Source organism: Streptomyces sp. NPDC007264 (assembly GCF_042869095.1).
GTDB lineage: Bacteria > Actinomycetota > Actinomycetes > Streptomycetales > Streptomycetaceae > Streptomyces.
On the sequence record NZ_JBIAFD010000033.1, the window covers coordinates 1 to 26,146 of the forward strand.

Annotated in this window: 19 protein-coding genes and 1 pseudogene; 10 read left to right on the plus strand and 10 right to left on the minus strand. The window is 71.3% G+C overall.

Going from position 1 to position 26,146, the window contains the following annotated elements:
• Positions 1-408: 408 nt before the first annotated feature.
• Together ACFYMU_RS32905 and ptsP are read left to right on the plus strand one after the other, a co-directional pair.
• Positions 409-858, plus strand: coding sequence for a PTS glucose transporter subunit IIA (locus tag ACFYMU_RS32905; RefSeq protein ID WP_388381313.1), 450 nt, complete (start codon positions 409-411; stop codon positions 856-858).
• A gap of 77 nt (positions 859-935) precedes the next feature.
• Positions 936-2,606, plus strand: coding sequence for a phosphoenolpyruvate--protein phosphotransferase (ptsP, locus tag ACFYMU_RS32910; protein ID WP_388381315.1), 1,671 nt, complete (start codon positions 936-938; stop codon positions 2,604-2,606).
• A gap of 101 nt (positions 2,607-2,707) precedes the next feature.
• Here the strand turns inward: ptsP and ACFYMU_RS32915 are convergent, their stop codons facing one another.
• Complete coding sequence (locus ACFYMU_RS32915; protein ID WP_388381317.1) at positions 2,708-3,601, minus strand: hypothetical protein; 894 nt, start codon at positions 3,599-3,601, stop codon at positions 2,708-2,710.
• 70 nt (positions 3,602-3,671) lie between these two features.
• Positions 3,672-5,639: an acetoacetate--CoA ligase gene (locus ACFYMU_RS32920; protein WP_388381319.1), complete on the minus strand. Its 1,968-nt coding sequence runs from the start codon at positions 5,637-5,639 to the stop codon at positions 3,672-3,674.
• A gap of 212 nt (positions 5,640-5,851) precedes the next feature.
• Here ACFYMU_RS32920 and ACFYMU_RS32925 point away from each other — a divergent pair, with 212 nt between their 5' ends.
• Positions 5,852-8,218, plus strand: coding sequence for a TIM-barrel domain-containing protein (locus tag ACFYMU_RS32925; RefSeq protein ID WP_388381321.1), 2,367 nt, complete (start codon positions 5,852-5,854; stop codon positions 8,216-8,218).
• A 100-nt stretch (positions 8,219-8,318) separates the two neighbouring features.
• Here the strand turns inward: ACFYMU_RS32925 and ACFYMU_RS32930 are convergent, their stop codons facing one another.
• Entirely contained in the window at positions 8,319-8,855 is a 537-nt protein-coding gene (locus ACFYMU_RS32930; RefSeq protein ID WP_388381323.1) for an NUDIX domain-containing protein, read from the minus strand.
• Positions 8,856-9,371: 516 nt separating this feature from the next.
• On the opposite strand from ACFYMU_RS32930, the gene ACFYMU_RS32935 reads away from it, so the two are divergent.
• Positions 9,372-9,629 (plus strand): hypothetical protein, encoded by a 258-nt coding sequence (locus ACFYMU_RS32935; RefSeq protein ID WP_388381325.1) that lies wholly within the window; start codon positions 9,372-9,374, stop codon positions 9,627-9,629.
• 282 nt (positions 9,630-9,911) lie between these two features.
• Here ACFYMU_RS32935 and ACFYMU_RS32940 read toward each other — a convergent pair whose 3' ends face one another.
• Positions 9,912-10,949 (minus strand): pentapeptide repeat-containing protein, encoded by a 1,038-nt coding sequence (locus tag ACFYMU_RS32940; protein ID WP_388381327.1) that lies wholly within the window; start codon positions 10,947-10,949, stop codon positions 9,912-9,914.
• Between the two features lie 234 nt (positions 10,950-11,183).
• A pseudogene (locus tag ACFYMU_RS32945) lies at positions 11,184-11,366 on the minus strand (DUF932 domain-containing protein); the annotation flags it as partial.
• Positions 11,367-11,602: 236 nt separating this feature from the next.
• Between ACFYMU_RS32945 and ACFYMU_RS32950 the strand changes: the two are divergent.
• The 4 genes from ACFYMU_RS32950 (at position 11,603) to glpK (ending at position 15,873) form a co-directional block, all read left to right on the plus strand.
• Positions 11,603-12,028 carry a Zn-ribbon domain-containing OB-fold protein gene (locus tag ACFYMU_RS32950; RefSeq protein WP_388381348.1) on the plus strand — a complete coding sequence of 142 codons (426 nt, stop codon included), beginning with the start codon at positions 11,603-11,605 and terminating at the stop codon, positions 12,026-12,028.
• A complete protein-coding gene (locus ACFYMU_RS32955; RefSeq protein WP_388381329.1) occupies positions 12,025-13,215 on the plus strand; it encodes a lipid-transfer protein in 1,191 nt (396 codons plus the stop codon). The genes ACFYMU_RS32950 and ACFYMU_RS32955 overlap by 4 nt, the downstream gene beginning before the upstream one ends.
• A gap of 357 nt (positions 13,216-13,572) precedes the next feature.
• Positions 13,573-14,331 (plus strand): MIP/aquaporin family protein, encoded by a 759-nt coding sequence (locus ACFYMU_RS32960; RefSeq protein ID WP_388381331.1) that lies wholly within the window; start codon positions 13,573-13,575, stop codon positions 14,329-14,331.
• Between the two features lie 21 nt (positions 14,332-14,352).
• Positions 14,353-15,873: a glycerol kinase GlpK gene (gene glpK, locus ACFYMU_RS32965; protein WP_388381333.1), complete on the plus strand. Its 1,521-nt coding sequence runs from the start codon at positions 14,353-14,355 to the stop codon at positions 15,871-15,873.
• Positions 15,874-15,985: 112 nt separating this feature from the next.
• On the opposite strand, the gene ACFYMU_RS32970 is transcribed toward glpK, so the two are convergent.
• From ACFYMU_RS32970 to ACFYMU_RS32990, 5 genes are all read right to left on the minus strand, one after another.
• On the minus strand, positions 15,986-16,591 hold the full coding sequence (locus ACFYMU_RS32970) for an ATP/GTP-binding protein (protein WP_388381334.1): 606 nt from the start codon (positions 16,589-16,591) through the stop codon (positions 15,986-15,988).
• Entirely contained in the window at positions 16,572-20,186 is a 3,615-nt protein-coding gene (locus ACFYMU_RS32975; RefSeq protein ID WP_388381336.1) for a hydantoinase B/oxoprolinase family protein, read from the minus strand. Before ACFYMU_RS32975 ends, ACFYMU_RS32970 begins: the two co-directional genes overlap by 20 nt.
• 187 nt (positions 20,187-20,373) lie before the next feature.
• Positions 20,374-20,769 (minus strand): DUF742 domain-containing protein, encoded by a 396-nt coding sequence (locus ACFYMU_RS32980; RefSeq protein WP_388381338.1) that lies wholly within the window; start codon positions 20,767-20,769, stop codon positions 20,374-20,376.
• Positions 20,770-20,778: 9 nt separating this feature from the next.
• Positions 20,779-21,219 (minus strand): roadblock/LC7 domain-containing protein, encoded by a 441-nt coding sequence (locus ACFYMU_RS32985; protein WP_388381340.1) that lies wholly within the window; start codon positions 21,217-21,219, stop codon positions 20,779-20,781.
• Positions 21,216-24,002 carry a nitrate- and nitrite sensing domain-containing protein gene (locus ACFYMU_RS32990; protein WP_388381342.1) on the minus strand — a complete coding sequence of 929 codons (2,787 nt, stop codon included), beginning with the start codon at positions 24,000-24,002 and terminating at the stop codon, positions 21,216-21,218. The genes ACFYMU_RS32985 and ACFYMU_RS32990 overlap by 4 nt, the downstream gene beginning before the upstream one ends.
• A 419-nt stretch (positions 24,003-24,421) precedes the next feature.
• On the opposite strand from ACFYMU_RS32990, the gene ACFYMU_RS32995 reads away from it, so the two are divergent.
• Together ACFYMU_RS32995 and ACFYMU_RS33000 are read left to right on the plus strand one after the other, a co-directional pair.
• Positions 24,422-24,958 carry a hypothetical protein gene (locus ACFYMU_RS32995; RefSeq protein ID WP_388381344.1) on the plus strand — a complete coding sequence of 179 codons (537 nt, stop codon included), beginning with the start codon at positions 24,422-24,424 and terminating at the stop codon, positions 24,956-24,958.
• A 223-nt stretch (positions 24,959-25,181) separates the two neighbouring features.
• Complete coding sequence (locus tag ACFYMU_RS33000; protein ID WP_388381346.1) at positions 25,182-26,003, plus strand: IclR family transcriptional regulator; 822 nt, start codon at positions 25,182-25,184, stop codon at positions 26,001-26,003.
• The last annotated feature ends 143 nt before the right edge of the window (positions 26,004-26,146 follow it).

Genomic DNA, 26,146 nt, shown 5'->3' on the forward strand with positions numbered 1-26,146 from the left:
GGCACGCTGTTGAGTTCTCAAGGAACGGACGCTTCCTTCGTACTCACCACAAGAACACTCTCGCGGCTTTCCTCCGGGCGCTTCCCTTCGGTGTTCCAAACTCTACCAGTGTTTTTCCATATCTCTGACCACCGGCCTGCGGACATGCAGACAGGGACCCCGAGACAGGATCCGACAAGTTTGGTGCTGCCAGGCAACGACGCTCGATCGCATCGCTCGGCCTCAGGCAGGAGTACGACTGTACACGTGGCCACGGAGCAGTGCAAATCAGCTGTGTCGCATCGCCAGCGCGCCAACCCACATGACTCATACGGAACCGTCACTTCATATGACATACCCTGCTGCCCAGTGCGCCGTCCGGGACAGGCAGTGGCGGCCCATCCGGACTCCACCCCTGGGAGGTTGCCCATGACCACCGTGACGTCCCCCCTCGCAGGACGCCTGATCGGACTGTCCACAGTGCCCGACCCCGTCTTCTCCGGCGCGATGGTCGGCCCTGGGGTGGCGGTCGACCCCGTGCGTGAACCCTGCGAGGCCGTCTCCCCCGTGGACGGGGTCATCGTCTCGCTGCATCCGCATGCGTTCGTCGTGGTGGACGCAGGCGGTCATGGCGTGCTGACCCACCTCGGCATCGACACCGTGCAGCTCAACGGTGAGGGGTTCGAGTTGCTCGTCGCCAAGGGGGACACCGTCACCCGTGGTCAGGCCGTCGTGCGCTGGAACCCTGCCGCGGTCGAGGCAGCCGGCAAGTCTCCGGTCTGCCCGATCGTGGCCCTCGAAGCCACGGCCGGCTCCCTGTCCGGTCTCCACGAGGACGGCGATGTGAAGGCGGGCGACCAGCTCTTCGCCTGGAGCTGACGTCATCGCCGCACCGGGCGGTGATCGGACGACCATCACTGCGGCGGCTGGCGCCGCACGAATCGGAGACGGGTGAGATGGAGACAAGGCTGCTAGGCGTCGGTGTGAGTCACGGTGTGGCGATCGGGGAGGTCCGGCACATGGGCACCGCGGTGCTGGAGCCGCCGGCCAGGCGGATCCCGGCGCAGGAGGCGGAGCGGGAGCTGGGGCGTGCGCGTAAGGCGGTGGATGCCGTGGCGGCGGATCTGGTGGCGCGGGGCAGTCTGGCGGGGGGTGAGGCGCAGGCGGTTTTGGAGGCGCAGGCGTTGATGGCGCAGGATCCTGAGCTGTTGGCGGATGTGGAGCGGCGGGTCGCGGTGGGCAGTTCGGCTGAGCGGGCGGTGTTCGACGCGTTTGCTGCGTATCGGGAGTTGTTGGCGGGGGCGGGTGAGTATCTGGCGGGTCGGGTGGCGGATCTTGATGATGTGCGCAATCGGATCGTGGCCCGGTTGCTGGGGGTGGCGATGCCGGGGGTGCCGGACAGTGAGGTGCCGTTTGTGCTGGTGGCGCGTGATCTGGCGCCTGCGGACACGGCGTTGCTGGATCCGTCGTTGGTGTTGGGGTTGGTGACGGAGGAGGGTGGGCCGACCAGTCACAGTGCGATTCTGGCGCGGGCTTTGGGTGTTCCGGCTGTGGTGGCGCTGGCGGGTGCGGGTGAGCTGGTCGAGGGCGTGGTGATCGCTGTGGACGGCAGCAGTGGTGAGGTCTTCGTCGATCCGGGTGAGGAGAGGAAGGCTGCCATGCAGGCTGCTGCGGCGGAGCGAAGGGCTGTGCTTGCCGCGTCGAGCGGGCCGGGGGTGACCGCGGACGGTCATGGGGTGCCGTTGCTGGCGAATGTGGGCGGTCCGGGTGATGTGGTGGCTGCTGTGGAGGCGGGGGCCGAGGGGGTGGGGCTGTTTCGTACCGAGTTCCTGTTCCTGGACGACGGTGGGCGGGCGCCGTCGGTGCAGGAGCAGGCTGCGGTCTACCGGGAGGTGCTGGAGGCCTTCCCGGGGGGTCGGGTGGTGGTGCGGGTGCTGGATGCGGGGGCGGACAAGCCGCTGGAGTTCCTCACGCCCGGTGAAGAGCCCAATCCGGCGTTGGGGGTGCGGGGTCTGCGGGCGTTGCTGGAGCACCCGGAGGTGCTGCGTGTCCAGCTGGAGGCGTTGGCGCGGGCGGCGGAGGGGCTGCCGGTCCATCTGGAGGTGATGGCGCCGATGGTGGCCGACCGGGCCGATGCGAAGGCGTTCGCGGACGCCTGCCGTGCGGCGGGGCTGCGGGCCAGGGTGGGGGCGATGGTGGAGATTCCCTCGGCCGCGCTGCGGGCGCGTTCGATCCTGCGGGAGGTGGAGTTCGTGTCGCTGGGCACCAACGATCTGGCGCAGTACACCTTCGCCGCGGACCGTCAGGTCGGCGCCCTCTCCCGTCTTCAGGACCCCTGGCAGCCCGCGCTGCTGGACCTGGTCGCGATGTCCGCCCAGGCGGCCCGGGCCGAGGGCAAGAGCTGCGGCGTCTGCGGCGAGGCGGCCTCCGACCCCCTGCTGGCATGCGTACTGACCGGTCTGGGTGTCACCTCCCTGTCCATGACAGCCGCAGCGATCCCCTACGTCCGGGCCGCACTGGCGAAACACACGCTGGCACAGTGCGAACGCGCCGCCACCGCCGCACGCGCCACCGACACCGCCCACGACGCCCGCACCGCAGCACAGACGGTGCTGTCCGGGGAGTAGCCGCAGGCGTCGGTCTGTCGACGGCCGTGCGGGGAGGGGCGCTCCGCCCGTGGGTGGGGCGCCCCTCGGCCGCTCGAATGCGGTCCGGTGCGAAAGGGGGCTCAATGGGTGTGGTCGGTCGGGTGGGGGCCGTCCCCGAGATCGGGTGGTGCGCAGTAGTCGACACCGGATTCCGGGGCCACGAGGTCGCCGGACTCGATGTCGGTGCAGTAGGCGTCGAAGACCTCGGCCGCGGTGAGCGGTTCCAGGCGTTCTCGCCGCAGGCGCCAGCCGTGGACGCGGTCGGTCGCGTCCGGTGCCGTGGTGCGCATGACGAGCCCGCCGGCGCAGTGGGTGGCGATGCCCAGGGCGAGGACGGTGGTGAATTCGAGGGCTTCGGTCTCGTCGAGACGGGTCGTGCCGTCGGGGTCCCGGTCGGCGCTGAGCACCGCGACGAGTGTCTGCGGTGCCGCCGAGACGCTGCACACGAGGTGGAGGTGGCCGGGGCTCGCCGTGTCGAGAACGCGCGCGAGCAGGCGGGAGGCGCGCGAGAAGGCGGCGTGTCCGATGTCCTCGCCGCAGGAGGCGCAGTCTCCGAGGTGGGCGAGCACTGCCGTCGCGTACCGCCAGGTGGACTGACGGACGGCTTCCTCGAGCAGGTCCGGGACGAGTTCGGCCAGGGGTTGTCCCTCGTACGGGACGGTCGGTCCCGTGGCGGCCAGCTCCGCGGTGAAGCGGGTACGGCTGGCCGGGGCGTCGGGTTCCAGGCCGTTGTCGGCGCAGAACTGCGCGTACTCCTGCGGGTCGAAGAGGGCGACCGTGGTGTGGCCGCCCCGGGCGGCGAGGGACCTGAGCAGGTCCTCCACCTGTCGGAGGTAGGTGGTGTGGTCGTCGAAGGTGAAGGTGCGGTAGCGCCGCATCGCGGTGAAGTCGTGCTCGTCGGTCAGCAGCCCGATGGTTCCCGCGATCTCGCGGCGCAGGACGCGTCGCATGGTCTGGTGCTCGGTGTGCGGCATGATTCCCCCTGCGTACAGTCGATCGATGCTCACTCACCGTAATCGCCGGTACTGACAAAGCCCGCAGGCGTCAGCCCCGCTTGCGGGCCAGGTCCTCGTAGAAGTGGAGCAGGTCGAGGTTGTCGATGGAGCCGGGGTTGACGGCCTTCTCCAGGGGGGTGCCCTGCAGGAGGCGCTTGACGGGGACCTCGATGCGCTTGCCGGTGAGGGTGTGCGGGACGCCCGGGACCTCGATGATCTCGTCGGGGACGTGGCGCGGTGAGAGCTGCTCCCGGATGGTCCGCTTGATGCGGGTCAGGAGGGCGTCGTCCAGGACGGCTCCTGGTACGAGATGGACGAAGAGCGGCATCCAGTAGCCGCCGTCGGGCTGCTCGATGCCGATGACCAGGGACTCCTTGATCTCGGGCAGGCGCTCGACGGCCTCGTAGATGTCGGCCGAGCCCATGCGGACGCCCTGCCGGTTGAGCGTGGAGTCGGACCGGCCGTGGATGATCACGGAGCCGCGGGAGGTGAGGGTGATCCAGTCGCCGTGGCGCCAGACGCCCGGATACGTGTCGAAGTAGCTGTCGTGGTAGCGGCTGCCGTCGGGGTCGTTCCAGAAGCGGATCGGCATGGAGGGCATCGGGTTGGTGACGACCAGTTCGCCGACCTCGTCGACGAGGGGCTTGCCCGCCGGGTCCCAGGACTGCAGGTCGGTGCCGAGGCCGGGCGCCTGGAGCTCGCCGATGTACACCGGGAGGCTGGGTACGGCTCCCGCGAAGCAGGAGCACACGTCCGTGCCGCCGCTGACGGAGGCGATCCACAGGTCGTCGCGGACCTCGTCGTGCAGCCAGCGGAAGCCGTCGGGCGGCAGCGGCGAGCCGGTCGTCGCCACGCACTGGACGCGTCCGAGGTCGTAGTCCCGTGCCGGGTGCACGCCTGCCTTGCGGCAGGCCATGACGTAGGCGGCGGAGGTGCCGAACAGGGTGGCCCCCGTGCGCTCGGCGACGCGCCACTGGGCGCCGGTGTCGGGGTGGCCGGGGCTGCCGTCGTACAGGACGATCGTGGTGCCCGTGAGGAGGCCGGAGACGAGGAAGTTCCACATCATCCAGCCGGTGGACGTGTACCAGAAGAGGCGGTCCTCGGGGCCGAGGTCGCAGTGCAGACCGAGCTGTTTGAGGTGCTCGATCAGGATGCCGCCCTGGGAGTGGACGATGGCCTTGGGCAGACCGGTCGTGCCCGAGGAGTACAGCACCCACAGCGGATGGTCGAACGGAACCTGTTCGAAGACGGGCTCTACGTCCGCGGAGGTGAGGGCCGACCATTCCAGAGCGCCCTCGGGGGCGTCGGTGCCGAGGAGCGGGATGTGGACGACGGCGCGCAGGGTGGGCAGCTCGCGGCGCAGTTCGGCGACGGTCTCGCGGCGGTCGTGCTCCTTGCCTCCGTAGCGGTAGCCGTCCACCGTGAACAGGACGACGGGCTCGACCTGCTGGAAGCGGTCCAGAACGCTGCGGGCGCCGAAGTCGGGTGCGCAGGAGGTCCACACGGCGCCGACGGCCGCCGTGGCGAGCAGGGCGACGACGGCCTGCGGGATGTTCGGGAGGTAGCCGCTGACGCGGTCGCCGGGGAGCACGCCGAGGGCGCGCAGCTCGGCGGCCAGGGAGCCGACCTGGCGGCGCAGCTCGGACCAGGTGACCGGGCGGGGCTCGTGGGTCTCGTCGACGGCCAGCAGGGCCGGTTCGTCGGCGCGGGTGGCCACCGCGCGCAGGGCGTGCTCGGCGTAGTTCACGGTCGCACCGGGGAACCATTCGGCGCCCGGCATGGCGCGGCTGCCGAGCACCCGGGTGCACGGCGTGGAGAACCGTACGTCGAACCACTCGGTGACGGCTTTCCAGAAGGTGTCCAGCTCGTCCACCGACCAGCGGTGCAACGCCGCGTAGCCGCCCTCGGCGGGAGCTCCGTGGTGTTCGGCCGCCCAGGACTGGAACCTGGTGATCCGGGCCCGGGCGATGCGGTCGGTGTCGGGCTGCCAGAGCGGAGTGGCGTTCGCTGAGGTCATGGGTCGGCTCCCGGGCTGTACGCGTCGTGTGCGTGGCTCGCGCACGAGCGGGGTGTGCGCGTCACGCGGCTGACAGGGACGATGCCATGTGATCGACTTCTGCACCAGGGCGTGCCCCACATAGTCGCCATCGTGAAGATGTGCTCGCGCCATGGGTGAACGGCAGTTGAACGACGCCCTTGTACGGGGGCGTCAATGGCAGGGTGAGCAGCATGGACGGTCGTGACCTGGTGCGTTCGGTGAAGGCGGTCGGTTCGGCGGGGGCGGCGCAGGGCGTGCGCATGGTGCGCGCCGCGTGGCGCAGGAGGCGCACCGACGCGACCGGGTTGCCGCGGCGGGGCGTCGAGCGGGCGCGGGTCCCCGGCCTCGTGCAGGGCGTGGAGCCCGGGCCGGGCGGTGGCGTGGTGCGGTTCGCCCGGTCGGAACTGCGGATCATGGTCGCCGTGAACGGGGGCGTGTTCTGGGGCTGGGACGGGGCCGGACCCGAACCGTCGTACGCGCTCGTGGGCCCCGGTCCCGAGCCGGATCCCCGGGCCGTGCTGGAGCCGGACAAGGACGGCGGCTGGCGGGTCGTGGCGGAACGCGTCACCGTCGTGGTGTCGCGGCACGGCGCGATCGAGGTGCAGACGCCCGGCGGGGTGACCCTGCGCCGTGATCTGCCGCCCCGCTGGTGGGAGCCGGTGGAAGGAGGCGGTGCGCGCTGGATGCAGCGGTCCGAGGTGGCACCGGACGCCCGGTTCTTCGGGCTCGGGGGGCGGGCCTCGGGTCCCCGGTTGCGGGACGGGACGTACCGGCTGTGGAACACCGACCCGGGACACCCCTTCGGGCCCGGCGACGATCCGCTGTACATCACCATGCCGGTGCATCTGGTGGTCGCGGACGCGGCCACCCACCTGGTGTTCCACGACACCTCCTGGGACGGCACGGTCACGCTGCACGAGGGTGAGGAGGGCGCGGGCTCCGGACACGACCGGGCGGGCACGTGCGAGACCCGGATGGACGGCGGGCCGCTGCGCTGCTGGGTGGTGGTCGGCACCCCCGCGCGCGTGCTGCTGGTCTGGGCGTCGCTGACCGGGGCGGCCGCGCTGCCGCCGGCGTGGGCGCTGGGGTACCAGCATGCGCGGTGGGGTTTCGGCAGCGAGCAGGAGGTGCGGCGGATCGTCGCGGGCTACCAGGAGCGCGGCCTTCCGCTGGACGCCGTCCACCTGGACATCGACCACTACGACGGCCACCGGGTGTTCACGGTCGACCAGGAGAGCTTCCCCAAGCTGCCGCTGCTCGCCGAGGAGCTGCGCCGGGACGGGATCCGGCTGGTGTCGATCGTCGACCCGGCGGTCAAGGCCGAGCCGGGCGACGCCGTGTACGACGGCGGGCGTGCCGTGGACGCGTTCGTGCGGGACGCGTCCGGGCGGGTCGTCGAGGGGGTGGTGTGGCCGGGTGAGGCGGTCTATCCGGACTTCACCGACGGGCGGGTGCGGCGGTGGTGGGGCGGGCTCTACGAGGAGCGCCTCGGACAGGGCTTCGCGGGTTTCTGGCACGACATGAACGAGCCGGTGTCGTTCACCGCGTTCGGGGAGAACACCCTGCCGCGCTCGTCCCGGCACGCGTTGGAGGGGCGTGGCGGCGACCACAGGGAGGCCCACAACGTGTACGGGCTGTGCATGGCGCGGGCGGCGTACGAGGGGCTGCGGGAACTCGTCCCCGACGAGAGGCCGTTCCTCTTCTCCCGCTCCGGGTGGGCGGGCATGCAGCGGTACGGAGGGACGTGGTCCGGTGACGTGGCCACGGGCTGGCCCGGTCTGCGCGCCTCGCTGTCGCTGGTGATGGGGCTCGGGCTGTGCGGCGTGCCGTATTCGGGGCCGGATGTGGGCGGGTTCGACGGGAGTCCGTCGCCGGAACTGTATCTGCGCTGGTTGCAGCTCGCCTCGTACCTGCCGCTGTTCCGTACGCACGCGAGTCTGCGGGCCGGGCGCCGGGAGCCCTGGGAGTTCGGCGGCGACGTCCTGGAGCACGCGCGCGTGGTGCTCGCCGAGCGGCGGCGTCTGCTGCCGTACTTCGTGACGCTGGCGCATCTGGCGCGCCGCACCGGTGCGCCCTATGTGCGGCCCCTGTGGTGGGGAGAGCCCGATGACCGGGTGCTGAGGGACTGCGAGGACGCCTTCCTGCTCGGCGACGGTCTTCTGGTGGCGCCGGTCCTGGATCCCGGAACGGAGCGGCGGTCCGTCCCGCTGCCGAGGGGGCGCTGGTACGACACGGCGACCGAGAAGGCGTACGAAGGGCCCGGCCAGGTGGTGGTGGACGCGCCCCTGGCGCGGATCCCGGTGCTCGCACGGGCGGGTGCCGTCCTGCCGGTACGCGGCCGGGACGGCGGTGTCGAGCTGGAGGCGTGGGCGCCCGCCCGGGGGCGGTCGGGAGAGGGGCTGGTCGTGCCGGCCGTGGACGACGGGTGGGACGAACCGGAGATCGAGCGGTATGTGACGCGGTGGAAGGGACGGCGCGTGGTGGTCCGGCGGGAGGGCGACAAAGGCCGGAGCGAGCCCGCGTGTCCGGTTCGCATACGGGGTCTGGGCCAGGGATGACACCGTCGGCGCCGGTACGGCCCGCCGGTGGGCCGTGCGGGTGGCCGCGCCGGGCCCGGCCCGGGGGTGGGACGGCACGGGCGCGCCGTCCCACCCCGGTTCACACGTAGCGTCCGTCGAACCACCCCTGCACGGCCAGCGTGTGCAGGGGGAAGGCGAGTTCGGCCGGCCGGCGCAGCAGGTGCCAGCCCTCGGTCTCGTCCGTGTCTGCGGGCGGCGGGAGGTCGGCGGCCGGGCGCTCGGGGAGGAGCCCGAACAGCAGCAGGTGGCCGTCGGGCGAGCTCATCGCGTCGACGAGCCGCACATCGCGGGCGGCCGCGTCGATGCCGGTCTCCTCCTTGAGCTCGCGGACGACGGCCTGCCGCCAGTCCTCGCGCTGTTCGATGAACCCTCCGGGAAGGGCGACGCCCCCGCGCGCGGGAGCGATGGTGCGGGTGATGACGACCAGGGCGGTGCCCTTGGTGTCGTACACCGGCTGGACGGCCACCGCTACGGGCAGCGGGTTCCGGTAGGCCACGGTGCCGCAGGCGGTGCAGGTGCGGGGCCAGCCGGAGACGCCCTCACCGTAGGGTGCTCCGCAGCTCGAACAGTGGGAGTCCGGCACGGATTCGGCGGATGGGAACGGGGATTCGGACACGTGGCGGACTGTATCCGATCACTTGGTCGACGTCTTCCCGGGGCGGCTCAAGGGGAGGGTTCGGCGGCCGGCGGCTCCGGCCCCTCTTTCGGGGGCGGTCCGTGATCACCTGCACGATGTGTACGAACAGGGCAGCGACGCCGTCAAGGCCGGCACCCCACCCCAGAAATCGAACAAGAAGGGACATAGCGCGTATATTCGGACGCATGGATGAGGTGCCCAGACGCATCGACCCCACCACGGACCGAGTATCCGCCGCTCTCCTGCTGGGCTGCTCTCCAGAGCAGGTGGGTCCGTGCGCCCGCTGCCAGGGGCTGACATGCCGGTACGGGCGCGGCGCTCAGCTCGTATGCCCCCGCTGCCGGGCGATCGAGCGGAACACCGAGAGCGCCCCCGGATAGCGAGGCCGCCCGTCCGTACCGGTCTCCATTGCCAGAGCCGTTGCCGTCGACAGTCGATGAAGGGTAGCGTCCGGCCCTTCCACAACCGGCCTGTTATGACCTGAGGAGGTCTGTCATGGCTGACGAGACTGTCGAGTGCGTGTACGCGCCTGAGCCCATCGAACTCCCCGACGGCCGCACGGTCCGCATCCGCGCCTACTCCGACGGCAGCGTCCGCTTCCGTCTGGACGGCACGCCGTACGTGATCACAGAGGCGTACCTCAGCGGGAGGCCTGAAGACCATGCGATCGTCAAGCTGTCCCCGGGCAAGCAGGGCAGCGCAGCGGCCTACAACTGGATGGAAGAGAAACTGAAGGCCAAGGCGGCCAGGTAGCCAGACCACGAAAGAGCCCCCACTCCCCTACGGCAGCGAGGGCTCAGCGCTGGCGCCGCCCTGCCGGCGGACGCGGAAGCGCACATGCCGAGCCCCCGCCGTCCGGCAGACGGCGGGGCCAGTGAACTCTCCAGCGAGCACGATGCTGACGCCCCTCGACCGCCGTGACCTGACCGTCCTGCACCGCGGTCGGCGAGGTCCCACAGCGCGAGGGCTTGACCGCGGGCGGGGTCGGGCCGGGAACCGGAGATCTGCCGTCACGACCGAGGCTCTGCTCACACCTCAAGCCTTACTGATCTGTGGCGGCTTTGTACGCGGCCTGTTCCGGGAGAAGAGACGAATTCCCGCGACCGGAGCCGGCTCGACCTGCGGGTGGTGTGCGAGGTGCCCGGGCAGCCTGGTCGAGGCATCGAACTCGGTCGCAAGGAGTTGTTCCACCGACATCTGCGCGGCGAGTCCGTCGCCCACGAGGTCGGCGCCCCTCAGATCTGCGTTCGTCAGGTCGGCATCGGTGAAGTCAACGGCAGCCAGTCGCGCGAAGGCGAGCACCGCGCCCGCGAGGTCGGCGCGGTCCAGTGCGGCGCCGGTCAGGTTGGCATTTCGCAGGTACCCCTGGGACAAATCAGCCCCTCTGAGATCTGTGGACGACAGGTCCAGCGGTTGTTCCTCACGAGTAGGACGGCGCACCAGCACCGAGAGGGCGGCTTGCACGTCATCCTTTGGCCCAGGCATCGGGACCTCGGATTCATCAAGGCGCGGGAGGTCCGGGTCGGGGGCCGGCGCATGCATGCGGATGAAGGCCGCAAGCACCTTGACCACGGTGTCATGGTCCTTTTCCGAGTCCCGCATGATGCGTTCGAGCGAGTAGATGGCTGCCAGTCTGTTCATCAGGCCTTCGTCACCTGGCGTCGACAGAAGCTTGATCGCCTCGGCGTAGCGTTCAATGACGTGACCTTCGCGCGTCAGATCGGCTTGCTCCCGGTCCTTCTCCCTTGCGTACTCGAACTGTTCCTGACTGTGTTCGTACAGCTGCTCTGCATGTCGATGGCTGCGGTGCGTGTAGTACAAGCCCACAGCCGCGACAACTCCGGCCCCGAGGGCAACGAGAGCGGTACGAACGCCCGTGACGACCACACCGTCGGCGGGCTGGAGATTCCTGGTGCGGAGATGGGCACCGTCGATCCACCAAGGACCTCGCCACAAGAGCAGTGCGTACCCGGCGATCATCAGGGCGATGGTGACGCCGACCACGATCCGCTTTGCATTATGAACAACGGCCAGGATCACCAATGCGGTGAATCGCTCGATCTTCCGCTTCATGCCGAGCAGCCTGGCCTCTGCGGCCTGGCACCGACCGTCGAACGGCGGAACTCAGAGCAGAAGTTGAGATTCAGCGGCGACGGTGGGCTCCGGGGCGGTGGTGACAAGGGGCCGACCGACGCGTCCGGTGCGGGCGGTGATCACGTATCCGGTGTGCCCGCCGTTCACGCGGGTGCAGTGGCGCGTTCCTTGTAGTTCTCATCACCGACCGAAACGGCGTGCCGCTGTCGAGGATCACCCGGTGCAGCCGGGCCCACACCCGCTCCCGGCTCCACCGGCCGAAGCTCCGGTAGACCGTGGGCCAGGCCGGCCCGAACACCGGCACGTGTGGCGCACAGCCCAGCGGGTGACGGCGTCGCGGACGAAGCGTTCGGTGTTGGCGCAGACGGGCCGCCAGAGGGTGACGACGCACTGGAACTGGCCGCTGCCGCGCGGTCATTCGACAGCGCGTTCCGCAGCTCGTCGATCTTTGTGCAGCACGCCCTCGTGCTCGATGTCCGGGCGGCGGGGGAAGCGGATCCGGGTGAACGTCTGCCGGTTCGCGGCGACCCGTGGCAGACTTCTGACGACTCGTCAGGTGATGTTCCATCAGGTCGATCAAGACCCGTCAGATCTCGGCGTCCGGAGGGACCATGTCGCGTGTCCGCATCCCCGTGGTGGCCGGGTGGTTCGCCGGCGAAGGGGACGAATTCCATCTCGTCGGCACACGGTGTCCGGCGTGCGGGGCGGTGTTCTTCCCGCGCGAGGACCTCTCGTGCCGCAATCCCGCGTGCGGGCACGGCGCGCTCACGGAATTCCCCCTGTCCAGGCGGGGACGAGTCTGGTCGTACACCGACACGCGCTACCAGCCGCCGTCACCCTATGTGACGAACCCGGAACTTCCGTGGCAGCCGTACGCGTTGATCGCGGTGGAGCTGGAGGCGGAACGGATCGTGGTGCTCGGGCAGGCCGCCCCGGGAGTGACCGTCGCCGACCTTGCCGTGGGCATGGAGGTGGAGGTCGTTCCGGGGGTGCTGCACGAGGACGCGGAGACGGCCTGGACGACATGGAACTGGCGGCCGACGGGGGTGGCGGGATGACGGACGACGTGGCGGTGCTCGGCGCGGGCATGCACCCGTGGGGCAAGTGGGGACGCAGCTTCGTGGAGTACGGGACGGTGGCGGCACGGGCGGCGCTCGCCGACGCGGGGGTCGACTGGCGCGACGTCGACTCGATCGTGGGCGCGGACACGGTGCGGGGCGGCTATCCCGGATATGTGGCGGGTTCGACGTTCGCCAAGGCGCTCGGCTGGCAGGGGGCGAAGGTCGCCAGCGTGTACGCGGCGTGTGCGTCCGGGGCCCAGGCCGTCGGCGCGGCGCGCGCGCAGATCCTGGCGGGGCTCGCGGACGTCGTGCTCGTGGTCGGCGCGGACTCGGCGCCCAAGGGTTTCTTCCGCCCGGCGGGCGGTGACCGGCCCGACGATCCGGACTGGCTGCGGTTCCGGGTCCTCGGGGCCACCAATCCGGCGTACTTCGGGCTGTACGCGCGGCGGCGGATGGCCGTCCACGGGGACACGGTCGACGACTTCGCACAGGTCAAGGTGAAGAACGCGGCGCTGGGAGCGCTGAACCCCAACGCCCGATACCGGGCACGGGTCACCGCCGAGGACGTCGCCGCCTCCGCGGTCGTCGCCGATCCCCTGCGGCTGCTCGACATCTGTGCGACATCGGACGGCGGCGCGGCGCTCGTCCTGTCGAGCATGGAGTTCGCGCGGCGGCACGGGGCCGCCGAGCCCGTGCGGATCCGGGCGGTGTCCACGGTGACGCCGCGCTATCCCAGCACCGTGCTCGACCTGCCCGACATCGCGACGGACTCGGCGGTCGCGGTGGAGCCGGCGGGGGTGCCGTTCCGCGCCTCCATCGCCCGGACCGCGTACGAGGAGGCGGGGATCGGGCCCGACGACCTCTCCCTCGCCGAGGTGTACGACCTGTCCACCGCCCTGGAACTGCAGTGGTACGAGGACCTGGGGCTGTGCGGCGAAGGCGAGGCGACGAAGCTGCTGCGGGACGGTGCCACGACGCTCGGCGGACGCATACCCGTCAATGTCAGCGGTGGGCTCGCCTCGTTCGGGGAGGCCGTTCCCGCTCAGGCGATCGCCCAGGTGTGCGAGCTGATTTGGCAGTTGCGGGGAGACGCGGGCGACCGGCAGGTGGCCGGTGCGCGGGCCGGGATCACCGCGAACCAAGGGCTGTTCGGACACGGATCAGCGGTCATCGCGGTGCGCTGACACGGAGGGAGAGTCCGCCGCGGCACGTCCACGGAGGCTCGAGCACGGCGGCTCGGGCGTCGGCGACCGCAACCGTTGCCGTCACCGGCCTTGACGCTCCGTGGGTGCCGGGGAAAACTTCCGGATGTCAGTCGGCATCGCCGCATTCGGGCGTATTCAGACGGTGCGCCTCCGAGGCCCACGCCAGTACGACGGGCCGTCCCCCACGGGCGATTCCACTGCGGGCACGCTCGTCGCGGACGCCGAGCGGGGCGCGGGACTCTCCCTGCCTTCGGCTGGAGCCGCCAAGGGAAACGCACCCTGCACGGAGGACGGACACGGGGCGAAGCCGCCCCGGGCGAGGGCCTAGGAGCCGCCATGACGCATGGAAACATCTTCGTCGGCGAGTTGATCGGAACGGCCGTACTGATCCTGTTCGGCGCCGGTGTGTGCGCCGCCGTCACCCTCAACCACTCGAAGGCGAAGGGAGCGGGCTGGGTCGTCATCGCCTTCGGCTGGGGCTTCGGCGTCCTGGCGGGGGCGTACACGGCCGCTCCCAAGTCCGGTGGACACCTCAATCCGGCGGTGACCCTCGGCCTCGCCCTCGCCGGCATCACCCGCTGGGGGGACGTACCGTACTACCTGCTGGGTCAGATGGCGGGCGCGGTCCTCGGTGCCGTCCTGACCTGGCTGCTGTACTTCGCGCAGTTCCAGGCCAATGCCGAGGAGGAGGCGGCGCAGCCCACGCTCGGAATCTTCTCCACGGCCCCGGAGATCCGCAATCCGGTCGCCAACCTCATCACCGAGACCATCGCGACGGTGGCTCTGGTACTGCCCATCCTGTTCTTCGGCAAGAACCTCGGCACCGGCATCGGTCCGATCCCCGGCACGACGGCGTACGGCTCGGGCATCGGCATCCTGCTCGTCTCCCTGCTCGTCGTCGGCATCGGCCTCTCCCTCGGCGGCCCCACCGGCTACGCGATCAACCCCGCCCGCGACCTCGGCCCCCGTATCACCCACGCACTGCTGCCGATCCCCAACAAGGGGGGCTCGGACTGGGGTTACGCATGGATACCGGTGGCGGGACCGCTGATCGGCGGGGCGTTGTCGGCCCTTGTGTACAAAGCAGCCTTCTGACCCTTTGACGAAGGGGACGTCATGACGGACAACGACCGGAAGTACGTCGCCGCGATCGACCAGGGCACCACGTCCAGCCGCTGCATCATTTTCGACCGGGGCGGCGCGATCGTAGCCGTCGACCAGCGCGAACACCGCCAGATCTTCCCCAAGCCGGGCTGGGTGGAGCACGACGCCACGGAGATCTGGTCCAAGGTGCAGGCGGTGGTCGCGGGTGCGATCGCCAAGGCCGGACTGCGCGCCGACCAGCTCAGCGCGCTCGGCATCACCAACCAGCGTGAGACGACGGTCATGTGGGACCGCGCCACGGGCAAACCCGTGCACAACGCGATCGTGTGGCAGGACACGCGGACCGCGGCGCTGTGCGACCAACTGGGGGGCGCCGACGGGCAGGACCGTTTCCGCGAGCAGACCGGGCTGCCCCTCGCGAGCTACTTCTCCGGTCCCAAGGCGGCCTGGCTCCTCGACAACGTCCCCGGCCTCAGAGCGCGCGCCGAGCGCGGGGAGATCGCGTTCGGCACCATCGACTCCTGGCTGATCTGGAACCTGACCGGGGGCACGGACGGCGGGCGGCACGTCACCGATGTCACCAACGCCGGCCGCACCATGCTGATGAACCTCCACACGCTCCAGTGGGACCCGTCGATCCTGTCCGCGATGAACGTCCCGGAGGCCGTGCTGCCGGAGATCAGGTCCTCCGCCGAGGTGTACGGGACCGCCGTCGGCCGGCTCGCGGGCGTCCCCGTCGCCTCGGCGCTGGGCGACCAGCAGGCGGCCGTCTTCGGGCAGGCGTGCTACGACGTGGGCACGGCGAAGAACACCTACGGCACCGGCAGCTTCCTGCTGCTCAACACCGGGAACCGGCCGGTGCCGTCCAAGAGCGGCCTGTTGACGACCATGGGCTACAAGATCGGCGGCGAGGCGCCCGTCTACTGCCTGGAGGGGTCGATCGCGATCACCGGTGCGCTGGTGCAGTGGTTCCGCGACCAGCTCGGCATCATCCGCAGCGCGGACGAGATCGAGACGCTGGCGGCGAGCGTCGAGGACAACGGCGGCGCGTACATCGTGCCCGCGTTCTCGGGCCTCTTCGCACCCTACTGGCGCTCCGACGCACGCGGCGTGATCACCGGGCTCACCCGGTACGTCACGAAGGCACACCTCGCGCGGGCGGTACTGGAGGCGACGAGCTGGCAGACGCGTGAGGTCGTGGACGCCATGCACCAGGACTCCGGGGTGCGGATCACCACCCTGAAGGTCGACGGCGGCATGACGAAGAACAACCTGCTGATGCAGCACCAGGCGGATGTGCTCGGGGTGCCCGTGATCCGTCCGAAGGTCTCCGAGACGACCTGCCTGGGCGCCGCGTACGCGGCCGGCCTGGCGACGGGGGTGTGGAACGGCCTCGACGAGCTGACGTCGCACTGGCAGAAGGACGTCGAGTGGACCCCCGACATGGAGGCGCCGGTGCGCGACCGTGAGTACCACAACTGGCGCAAGGCCGTGGAGAAGAGCCTCGGCTGGCACGAGACCGGTGAGGCGTGAACACCACGTCCCGGGCGTGCGTGCGTCTCGCGTGAGCCACGCGGGCGTGCACGACGGCGGCCCGCTCCCCGGTCGGCGGGGTGCGGGCCGTATGTGACGCGCTGCCGCCGGATCACCTGATGACGCGCTCCCGGCGGTCGGTCGCGTGCACCCCGGCGTGCCGGACGACCTCGATCAGCATCTCCTTGACCGACTCGCGATCGCGGGCGTCGCCCAGCACGACCGGCACCTCGCCGTCGAGGTCGAGGGCCTGGCGTACGTCCTCGACGGGGTGGGAGACGGCGCCCTCGAAGCAGTTGACCGCGACGACGAAGGGAATGGAGCGCCGCTCGAAGTAGTCGACGGCGGCGAAGCAGTCCTTCAGGCGGCGGGTGTCGGCCAGGACGACGGCACCCAGGGCGCCGGTGGCCAGTTCGTCCCACAGGAACCAGAAGCGGTCCTGACCGGGTGTCCCGAAGAGGTACAGCACCAGGTCCTCGCGGAGGGTGATGCGGCCGAAGTCCATGGCGACAGTGGTGGTGTGCTTGTCTTCCACCCCACGGATGTCGTCGACCGGACGGCCCGCCTCGCTGAGCACTTCCTCGGTGCGCAGCGGCCGGATCTCGCTCACCGCGCCGACGAGGGTCGTCTTGCCCACGCCGAAACCGCCGGCCACGAGGATCTTGAGCGTGACGGGCTCGACCGGAGGCTTGCCGCGCTCACTGCGCCCGAAGATCATCGTTCTCTTCTCCTGCTCGATGGGGTTCGGGCGGCGGTCCGTAGCCTCCGCCGCCGGGTGTCTCGACGACGAGTACGTCGCCGGCGCCGACGTCCGCGGAATCGCTGCCCCGGAGCTGCCGCACGGTCCCGTCGGCGCGCTCGACGCGGTTGGAGCCGAGCGCTCCGGGGCCGCCGCCGGCCATGCCGTACGGCGGGACCCTGCGGTGCTGCGAGAGCGTGGAGACGGTCATGGGCTCCTGGAAGCGGATGCGGCGCACCGCACCGTTCCCGCCGCGCCAGCGGCCGGCTCCGCCACTGCCCTCCCGTACCGCGAACGCGTCGAGGAGGACCGGCAGTCGTGATTCCAGGACCTCGGGGTCGGTCAGCCGCGAGTTGGTCATGTGGGTCTGGACGACGGATGCGCCCGGGAAGCCGTCCCCGGCGCCCGAGCCGGAGGCGACGGTCTCGTAGTACTGGTGACGGTCGTTGCCGAACGTCACGTTGTTCATGGTGCCGGAGCCCTCCGCCTGCACGCCGAGGGCCGCGTACAGGGCGCCGGTGATGGCCTGGGACGTCTCGACGTTCCCGGCGACGACGGCGGCGGGCGACTCGGGCGCGAGCATCGAGCCAGGGGGCACGATGATGTCGAGGGGACGCAGACAGCCGTCGTTGAGGGGGATGTCGGCGGCGACGAGGGTGCGGAACACGTACAGCACGGCGGCGTTGACGACCGAGAAGGGCGCGTTGAAGTTGGTCGCCAGCTGCGGGGACGTACCGGTGAAGTCGATGGTCGCGCACCGGCTGCCGCGATCCACCCGCACACGGACGCGGATGACGGCGCCGGAGTCGGTCTCATAGGCGTACTCGCCGTCGTCCAGGGCGCCGATCACGCGGCGGACCGCTTCCTCGGCGTTGTCCTGGACGTGCTTCATGTACGCCTGCACGACATCGAGCCCGAAGGCCTCGATCATGCGGCCGACCTCGTCGACGCCCTTCTGGTTGGCGGCGATCTGGGCACGCAGGTCGGCCAGGTTCGTCCCGGGGTTGCGCGACGGCCAGGGCGCCTCCGTCAGCAGGCGGAAGGTGTCCTCCTCGAGGAAGCGGCCGTTCTCGGCGAGCAGCCAGTTGTCGAAGAGGACGCCCTCCTCCTCGATGGTGCGGCTGTGCGCGGGCATGGAGCCGGGGGCGATGCCGCCGATCTCCGCGTGGTGGCCGCGGGAGGCGACGTGGAAGAGGATCCGCTCGCCCTCCCCGTCGAAGACGGGGGTGACGACCGTGACGTCGGGCAGATGGGTGCCGCCGTGGTACGGGTCGTTCACGGCGTACGTGTCACCGGGGCGCATGCTGCCCGCGCGCCGCCGGATGACCTCCTTGACGCTGGTTCCCATCGAGCCCAGGTGGACGGGGATGTGGGGGGCGTTGGCGACCAGGTTGCCCTCGGGGTCGAAGAGGGCGCAGGAGAAGTCCAGCCGTTCCTTGATGTTGACCGACTGGGCGGTGGACTCCAGGCGCGCGCCCATCTGCTCGGCGATGGACATGAACAGGTTGTTGAAGACCTCGAGCAGCACCGGGTCGGCTTCCGTGCCGAGATCGGAACTCTCCGTGACCGTCACCCGTTCCATGACCAGATGCCCGTCGTCGGTCGCGGCTGCCCGCCAGCCGTCGTCGACGACGGTGGTCGCGCCGGCCTCGGTGATGATCGCGGGGCCCACGACGGCATCGCCGGGCGGCAGGTGCTCCCGGTGGTGGAGGAGGACGTCGCGCCAGGCGCCGCCCGTGTGCAGGCGGACGGTCCCGGGGCCGGCGGCACGGCCCTCGTACGGGGCGAGGGCGGAGAGGTCGGGGGGGTCGGTGACGCCGGTGGCCTCCACGGAGAGGGCTTCGACGACGACCGGGCGGTCGAGCGTGAAGGAGTAGGTGGCGCGATGACGTTCCTCGAAGGCGCGCCGCATCGCGCCGGGCTCGGTCAGCGCGACGGTGAGGGTGGTGTCCGTGCCGTCGTAGCGCAGCTGGGCCCGGCGGGTGACCCGGATGCGGTCCTCGGGCACGTCCTCGGCGAGGAGTTCGGCGCGGGCGATGCCCTCCAGGTCGTCGGCGGTCTTGTGGATGCCGGGCATCGAGGCGGCCTCCAGCGGCGCCTCGACGGACTGCTCGCGCATGGCGGTGGTGTCGGCGAGTCCCATGCCCAGTGCCGAGAGCACCCCGGCCATGGGCGGCACGAGGACGGTGCGGATGCCCAGCGAGTCCGCGACCATGCACGCGTGCTGGCCGCCGGCTCCGCCGAAGGTGGTGAGCGCGTACCGGGTGACGTCGTGCCCCTTCTGGACCGAGATCCGCTTGACGGCATTGGCGATGTTGGCGACGGCGATCTGCAGGTAGCCCTCGGCGACCTGCTCGGGCGTGCGGTCGTCGCCGGTCTGCTCGCGGATGTCGTCCGCGAGCGCGGCGAAGCGCTCGCGGACGAGCGCGTCGTCGAGGGGCAGGTCCCCGTCGGGGCCGAACACCTCGGGGAAGTGGGCGGGTTGGACGCGGCCGAGCATGACGTTGGCATCGGTGACGGTCAGCGGGCCGCCGGCCCGGTAGGAGGCGGGACCCGGGTCCGCGCCCGCCGAGTCCGGGCCCACGCGGTAGCGGGAGCCGTCGAAGTGGAGCACCGAGCCGCCGCCCGCCGCGACGGTGTGGATGTCGAGCATCGGCGCCCGCAGCCGGACGCCGGCGATCTGGGTGGTGAAGACCCGTTCGTACGCGCCGGCGAAGTGCGAGACATCGGTGGAGGTGCCGCCCATGTCGAAGCCGATCACCCGGTCGAAGCCGGCGAGCTGCGACATCCTGGCCATGCCGACGATGCCGCCTGCGGGCCCGGACAGGACGGCGTCCTTGCCACGGAACTGCCCGGCCTCCGCCAGCCCGCCGTTGGACTGCATGAACATCAGCCGGACGCCCTCGAGTTCGTGGGCGACGTGCTGGACGTAGCGGCGCAGGACGGGCGAGAGGTAGGCGTCGACGACCGCGGTGTCGCCGCGCGGGACCAGCTTCATCAGGGGGCTGACCTCACTGGAGAGCGAGATCTGCGGGAAGCCGGTGCGGGCCGCAAGTTCACCGATGGCCCGCTCGTGCGCGGGATGCAGATGGCTGTGCATGCAGACGACGGCGAGCGCCCGGATGCCGTCGTCGTACGCCTCCTGCAGCGGGCCGGCGAGGGCATCGAGGTCGGGGGCGCGCAGGACGGTGCCGTCGGCGGTGACGCGTTCGTCGACCTCGACGACGCGCTCGTACAGCAGCTCGGGAAGCTCGATCGCCCGGGCGAAGATGCTCGGGCGGTTCTGGTAGGCGATGCGCAGGGCGTCGCGGAAGCCGCGGGTGACGACGAGCAGGGTGCGTTCGCCCTTGCGTTCCAGCAGGGCGTTGGTGGCGACGGTGGTACCCATGCGGACGGCGTCGATCGGCCCGTCGTCGTCGAGGAGTGCGCGTACGCCTGCGACGGCCGCGTCGGCGTACCGGCGGGGATTGTCCGAGAGCAGCTTGTGGGTGAGCAGGCGGCCGTCCGGGCGGCGGGCGACGACATCGGTGAAGGTACCGCCGCGGTCGACCCAGAACTGCCAGCCGGTGCTCACGTCTGTCTCCCCGATCGCGCTGCTCGGATCCGGATGCGCAGGGGGAGGGGTGCGGCCCGCTGCGCTTGGTAGTCGACGATCGGTCAGATCATAACGGGCGGACCGTGCCTGAGCGGGTGCGCCCGCCCGGGGCCGGTCGCGCCCGCCCGCGCGCCGGGCGGCTCCGGCGCAGCGCGCGGGCCCCGCTTCACAGGGCCCGCAGACCGTTGATCACATCGCGCAGGATGCTCTCGTCCACCAGCTCGGCGGGCGGCACGGGCCGCGACACATGGACCAGTTCCCCGTCCACGAGGTCGCCTATGAGAACGCGCACCACGCCGATGGGCAGATCGAGTTCGGAGGCGAGTTCGGCCACCGACTGGGGTGTGTCACGGCACAGTTCGACGATGTCCATGTGTTCCGGGGACAGCGCCGGGTCCGTTTCGGGATCGTCGGCCCGGGACTGCGCGACGACCACGGCGATCAGGTCGAGACGGTGCTGGGCCGCATGGCTGGTGCGGCCGCGCGTCATGGCGTACGGACGGACCACCGGTCCGGCGTCGTCGTCGAACCAGTGGCTGTTTCCCTGACCCTCTCCGCTCATGCCATCCCACTACCCACCCGCAGGAAGATCGGTGCGCGGAGCGGACTCCAGATGTACGCCGACCCGCTTCACCAGGAGCGTCATCTCGTACGCCACCTGTCCGACGTCGGAGTCGGCGTCCGCCAGGACGGCGAGGCAACTGCCGTCCCCGGCGGCCGTGACGAACAGGAACGCCTCGTCGAGTTCGACGACGGTCTGGCGGACGCCACCGGCGTCGAAATGCCGGCCGACGCCCTTGGCGAGGCTGTGGAATCCGGAGGCGACCGCGGCGAGGTGCTCGCTGTCCTCCCGGCTCAGCTCCTTGGAGACCCCTGTGGGCAGGCCGTCGCCGGAGAGCACGAGCGCCTTGCGGATGCTGGCGACGCGCTCCACCAGATCGTCCAGGAGCCAGTTCAGCTCTCGCGACTCCTTGCCGGTCGCGGCGGGTCCTGCGGCCTTCGGTGCGGTCATCGACCGTCCCCCTCTGTCGTTCCTCGTGCTGAGCCGTCCCGGGCCTGATCACCCGCGGCGTTCTCCTCGCGGCCGCGCTCCCACCCCCGCTGGAGCGAGGCGAAACGGCTGCGGACCTCGTCGGCGTCGCGCTCGGCGGGATCCGCACCGTCCGCGGTGCGGGACCGCTCGCGGTCGGCTCGCCGGTCGGGGCCCTCCTTCAACTGCGAGACCAGGCTCGCCTGCCGTACCCGACGGGGCAGCGTGCCCGGGTCCGCCGGTCCGGCCTCCGGGTCCCGCCGTGCCGTCCCGTCCGGCCCGCCGCCCGATGGCCGAGGGCGGCGCCGCTCGGGCAGAGCCGGCGGCTCGGCCCGGTCACCGTTCGAACGTACGGGCCCTCGCCCGGGTTCCCCGGTGCGGCCGGAGGGGCGTCCGGCCTTCTGCAGCCCCGTCGTGGTCCCGTCCGGCGGATCCGCCTTCTCGCCGGCTGCGGAACGGCGCGGCCCGGTCACCGGGACCGGACGTCCGTGGGAACTGACGAGCTTGGGGGTGCGGCGCCGCGGCAGCGGGACCGCAGCGCCCGGATAGTCGCCGTCGCTGGGGTGGGCCGGTTCACGGCGGCGGTCGCGCGCCTGCTCAGGGAGGTCGCCGGGCACTTCGGCGAGGGAGCGGCGGGGGCGGAACAGACCGCCGCGCTCGCTGTCCTCGTCGCCGAGGGCGCCGGGGAAGTCGTCGAGCGCGTCCAGGCCGACCGGTGCCTCCAGTTCCACCGGCCCGTCCAGGATCGACGCCGGAATGCCGGGGAGCTTCACGGGCGCGTGGGACAGCGCGGAGGTGCGGTCCTCCGCGCCGCCCTTCTCCTTCCCGGGCAGCGCGCGGTCCAGGCGGAAACCGATCCCGTTGGTGTCGGGCACGTCGTCGGTCAGCAGCGCGTCGGGAATGAAGACCACGGCCGTGGTGCCGCCGTACGGGGAGGGCTGCAGGGAGACGCGGACGTTCTGCCGCTGGGCGAGCCGGCTGACCACGAACAGGCCGAGCCGGTCGGTGTCGGAGAGTTCGAACTCCGGCGTCTCGGCGAGCCGCAGGTTGGCGTCCAGAAGCGCCTCGGCCGCCATGCCGAGGCCCCGGTCGTGGATCTCCAGGGTGAAGCCGTTGGCGACGCGTTCGCCGAGGACCTGGACGGCGGTGTGCGGCGGCGAGAACACCGTTGCGTTCTCCAGGAGTTCCGCCACCAGGTGGGTGAGGTCGGCGACCGCCGGCCCGGTGACGGCGACACGGGGCAGCCTGCGCACCTCGATGCGCTCGTAGTCCTCGACCTCGGCCACGGCGGCGCGCACCACGTCCATGAGCTGGACGGGCTTGCGCCACTGCCGGGAGGGCGCGGCGCCGGAGAGGATGACCAGGCCCTCGGCGTGGCGGCGCATGCGGGTGGTGAGGTGGTCCAGGCGGAAGAGATCGGCGAGTTCCTCGGTGTCCTCGGTCCTTCGCTCCATGGTGTCGAGCAGGGTGAGCTGCTTGTGCAGCAGCACCTGGCTGCGGCGGGCGAGGTTGACGAAGACCTCGGAGACGCCGGCGCGCAGTTCGGACTGTTTGACGGCGGCCTCGACGGCGGCCCGCTGGAGGGTGTTGAGGGCCCGCCCGACCTCTCCGATCTCGTTCTTGTCGTACTCCAGTCGCGGCACCTCCGTCTCGACGTCGACCTGTTCGCCCGCCGAGAGACGGCGCATCACGCTGGGCAGCCGCACTCCTGATGCCTCGTGGGCCTCCAGGCGCAGCCGGCGCAGATCGCGGATGAGGCTGCGGCCGATGCGTACGGACATGATCACCGAGATCAGCAGGGCGGCGAGGCCCAGGACGCCGGCGACGGCCGCCTTGACGATGACGTCGACGGCGAGGGGGTGGACGCGGTCCTGGTAGCGGTCGCCCGCCTCGGTGCTCATCCGGTCGAGCCGGTCGAGGACGTGGCCGGCAGCCTCGTCCCATGTCCTGGCGGTCACGCCGTGCGGGGTGCCGGAGGTCTGGTGGATGACGGTCTGTTCGGCCACGCGCAGGGGTGCGGTGTCGGCGTTCGTCCAGTAGTGCCGGAAGCGTTCGCTCTCCGAGTCCGGCAGCAGCGCCAGGCTGCTGTCGTACAGCACGGCGCGCTGGGCGACGAGGTCGGAGACGTCCCGGATGTCGTCGCGGCCGATGCGGCCCGCGACGAGCGCGGAGCCGAGGAGGGCGTCCTCACGGGAGAGCAGTTCGCGTGCGCGGGAGACACCGACGAGCGCGCGGCCCTGCTTGTCCATCTCCACGTCGTCCAGGACCTGGAGGTTGGCCAGGAGCGTGAAGCAGGGGTCGATCATGCGGTTGTAGAGGTCGAGGGCCTGCGAGCGGTTGACGGTGCCGTCCTCGACGCTGCCACGCAGCGAGCGGATGCTGTCGAGGGCGTCCAGGATCGCGGTGAGGCGCTCGGCGGTGCCCTCCCCCATGTCCTCGTGCAGGTCCTCGCCCTTGCTGTTGCGGCGGAGCCCGGCGACGACCTTGTCGGTGGCGGTGCGGCTGCGCCGGAGCGCGGCGAGCGAGTCGGCGGCGCGCGGGTCGGCGAGATAGACGAGGGTCTGGCGGCGCTCCTGCTGAAGGACGCGGACGGTGTCCTCGGTGGGGTAGCCGACCCTTTCGACGACGTACGAGACGTCGAACAGCCCTTGCGCCGCACGGCCGGTGAGCACCGTGGCGAAGGTCCAGATGGCGGTCAGGGACAGCAGCGGCACGAGAAGCAGCGCCACGATCTTCCGGCGGATCGACTTCCCGCGAAAGCGCATGGCCTCCCCCAGCTCGCCCCCTCTGGCCCAGGGGGTACACATGTGCGTCAACAAACGGCGTGAGCCTACTACCGACGCACAGGTATCTCGAAGGCCCGACGGGGCGCACCGTCTCATGGGCAGCGAACAGGACATGGGCAGTTGTCCCGCCATTGCGGGAGATTGCCTCCCGGACGGGCGTTCTGGGCAGGAGGCCGCCCGTCCGCGAACATGAGCCGGTTGGCCGGAAGTTTTCGGCCGCTGGGAATCTTCACGGAACGCCGATCGTCTTCCTCTACGGGTATTGAGGCGGAATCGGTCCCATGCGTCGCAAGCGGCACCGGGGTGGCGTGAATCAGCGCAAGCCGGGCAGCCAATGGGGAGCCGGGGTCGGGCGGCACCGGGACGAGCGGTCGCGAGCGGTGGGGAGTGACGGGTTGATGGACACGGCGGAGCGGCGCGGGACACCGGGGACGGGCGGCGCGGCGCCCGTGTCGGCGCGACGGGACCCGCGGGCACGGGATCGCGACGTTCCGGCGGGCGGGCTGGGCGCCCCGGCGGGCGAGGAGCGGCAACAGGCCCCGTACTACCGGCCGTTGTGGGTCGAGGAGCCCGCGCGCAGGCGGCGGCTGCCGGATCCGGTGCGGACGGCGGCGGTACGGGCGGTGCTCATCATCGCGGTCACGCTGATCCAGGCGGTGATCGCCTTCCTGTGCACGATGGCCGGCTCGTGGCTGGCCTTCCCGATGGTGCTGAGCAGCGTCGCCGGCACCGTGGTGGCGACATGGGGCGCGCTCGACGTCTGGGTGACGCGACAGGTGTGGAACCAGCGCCATGGCGTGGTGTCCGCCCCGAGCAGCACGGCCCGCTCGCTGCGCCGCGAGCGCCGCGCGGCCCGCCGTCGGGCACGGGCGGCCGAGCGGGCGCAGCAACGCATACGCAGGCGGGGTGGGACGGGCCAACTGTCCCACCCGTGAGCAGAGGGGGCAGGGCCGGTCGCGGGGCCCGTTCCGGTGCGGAACGGGCCCCGCGAGGCGGCCGACGGGCGCCGGGTGAGTGGGGACGGCCCGAGCAGGGCCGACCGGCCCCTGTCGGAAACCGGACACTCTCGCCACCATGATGTTTCGCATGGTGCAGGAAATACCGCCATGTGAAACAGAGTTCGCGGCCCGCAGGGGAACGTCAGGTGGGAGTCGAGTCATGGCCCGCGCGCAGAAACAGTCGGAGCGCCGCGAGGACCACCGGACGGGGGAGGCCGGCCGGGGCACCGCCGGCTCGGTCCAGTCGGTGGACCGCGCCGTCAGTGTGCTGGAGATCCTCGCACGGCGCGGCGAGGCGGGCGTCACCGAGATCGCCGGCGAGCTGGACGTGCACAAGTCCACCGCCTTCCGGTTGCTGGGCGTCCTCGAGCAACGCGGCCTGGTGGGCCAGGCCGAGGACCGCGGGAAGTACCGCCTGGACGCCGGTGTGCTGCGTCTGGCGGGCGCCGCGGCGGTGCGCCTGGACATCTCCCGGGAGGGTGCGGCCGTCTGCCGCGAACTGGCGGACGAGCTGGGCGAGACCGCCACCGTCGCGGTCCTCGACGACGACGCGGCGGTCGACGTCGCGCAGGCGCGCGGCACCGCGTCCGTGACCGCGCAGAACCGGCTGGGCGGGCGTACTCCCCTGCACGCCACCTCCAGCGGCAAGGTGCTGCTCGCCCATACACCGGCCGCGCTGCGCGAGGGTCTGCCGGCCCGGCCCCTCGCGCGCTTCACCGAGCGCACGATCACCTGCACGGACGACCTGCGCGCCGAGCTGGAGGCGGTGGTCGAGCAGGGGTACGCCATCACGGTCGAAGAGCTGGAACCGGGACTGGCGGCGGTGGCCGCCCCGGTCCGCGGCCACGACGGCAAGGTGATCGCCGCGATCAGCGTCTCGGGACCGGTCTACCGGCTCACCGCCGATCGGCTGGCGGAGTCGGCCGAGCGGACGGTGGCCGCCGGAGCCGAGCTCTCGCGCCGGATGGGCTACGGGTCCTGAGGCACGGGCGCCCCGGGCCGGCACCTGCGGCCATGCGGCGGTCGTTGTCTAGTGCTGTGGCCGGGAAGGTTTGCCGGAAGCTCGCGGCGTCCGGTGCCGGGGGCACCTCCCGCGCCCTTCGGGCTGCGGGGGAGCATCGCAAG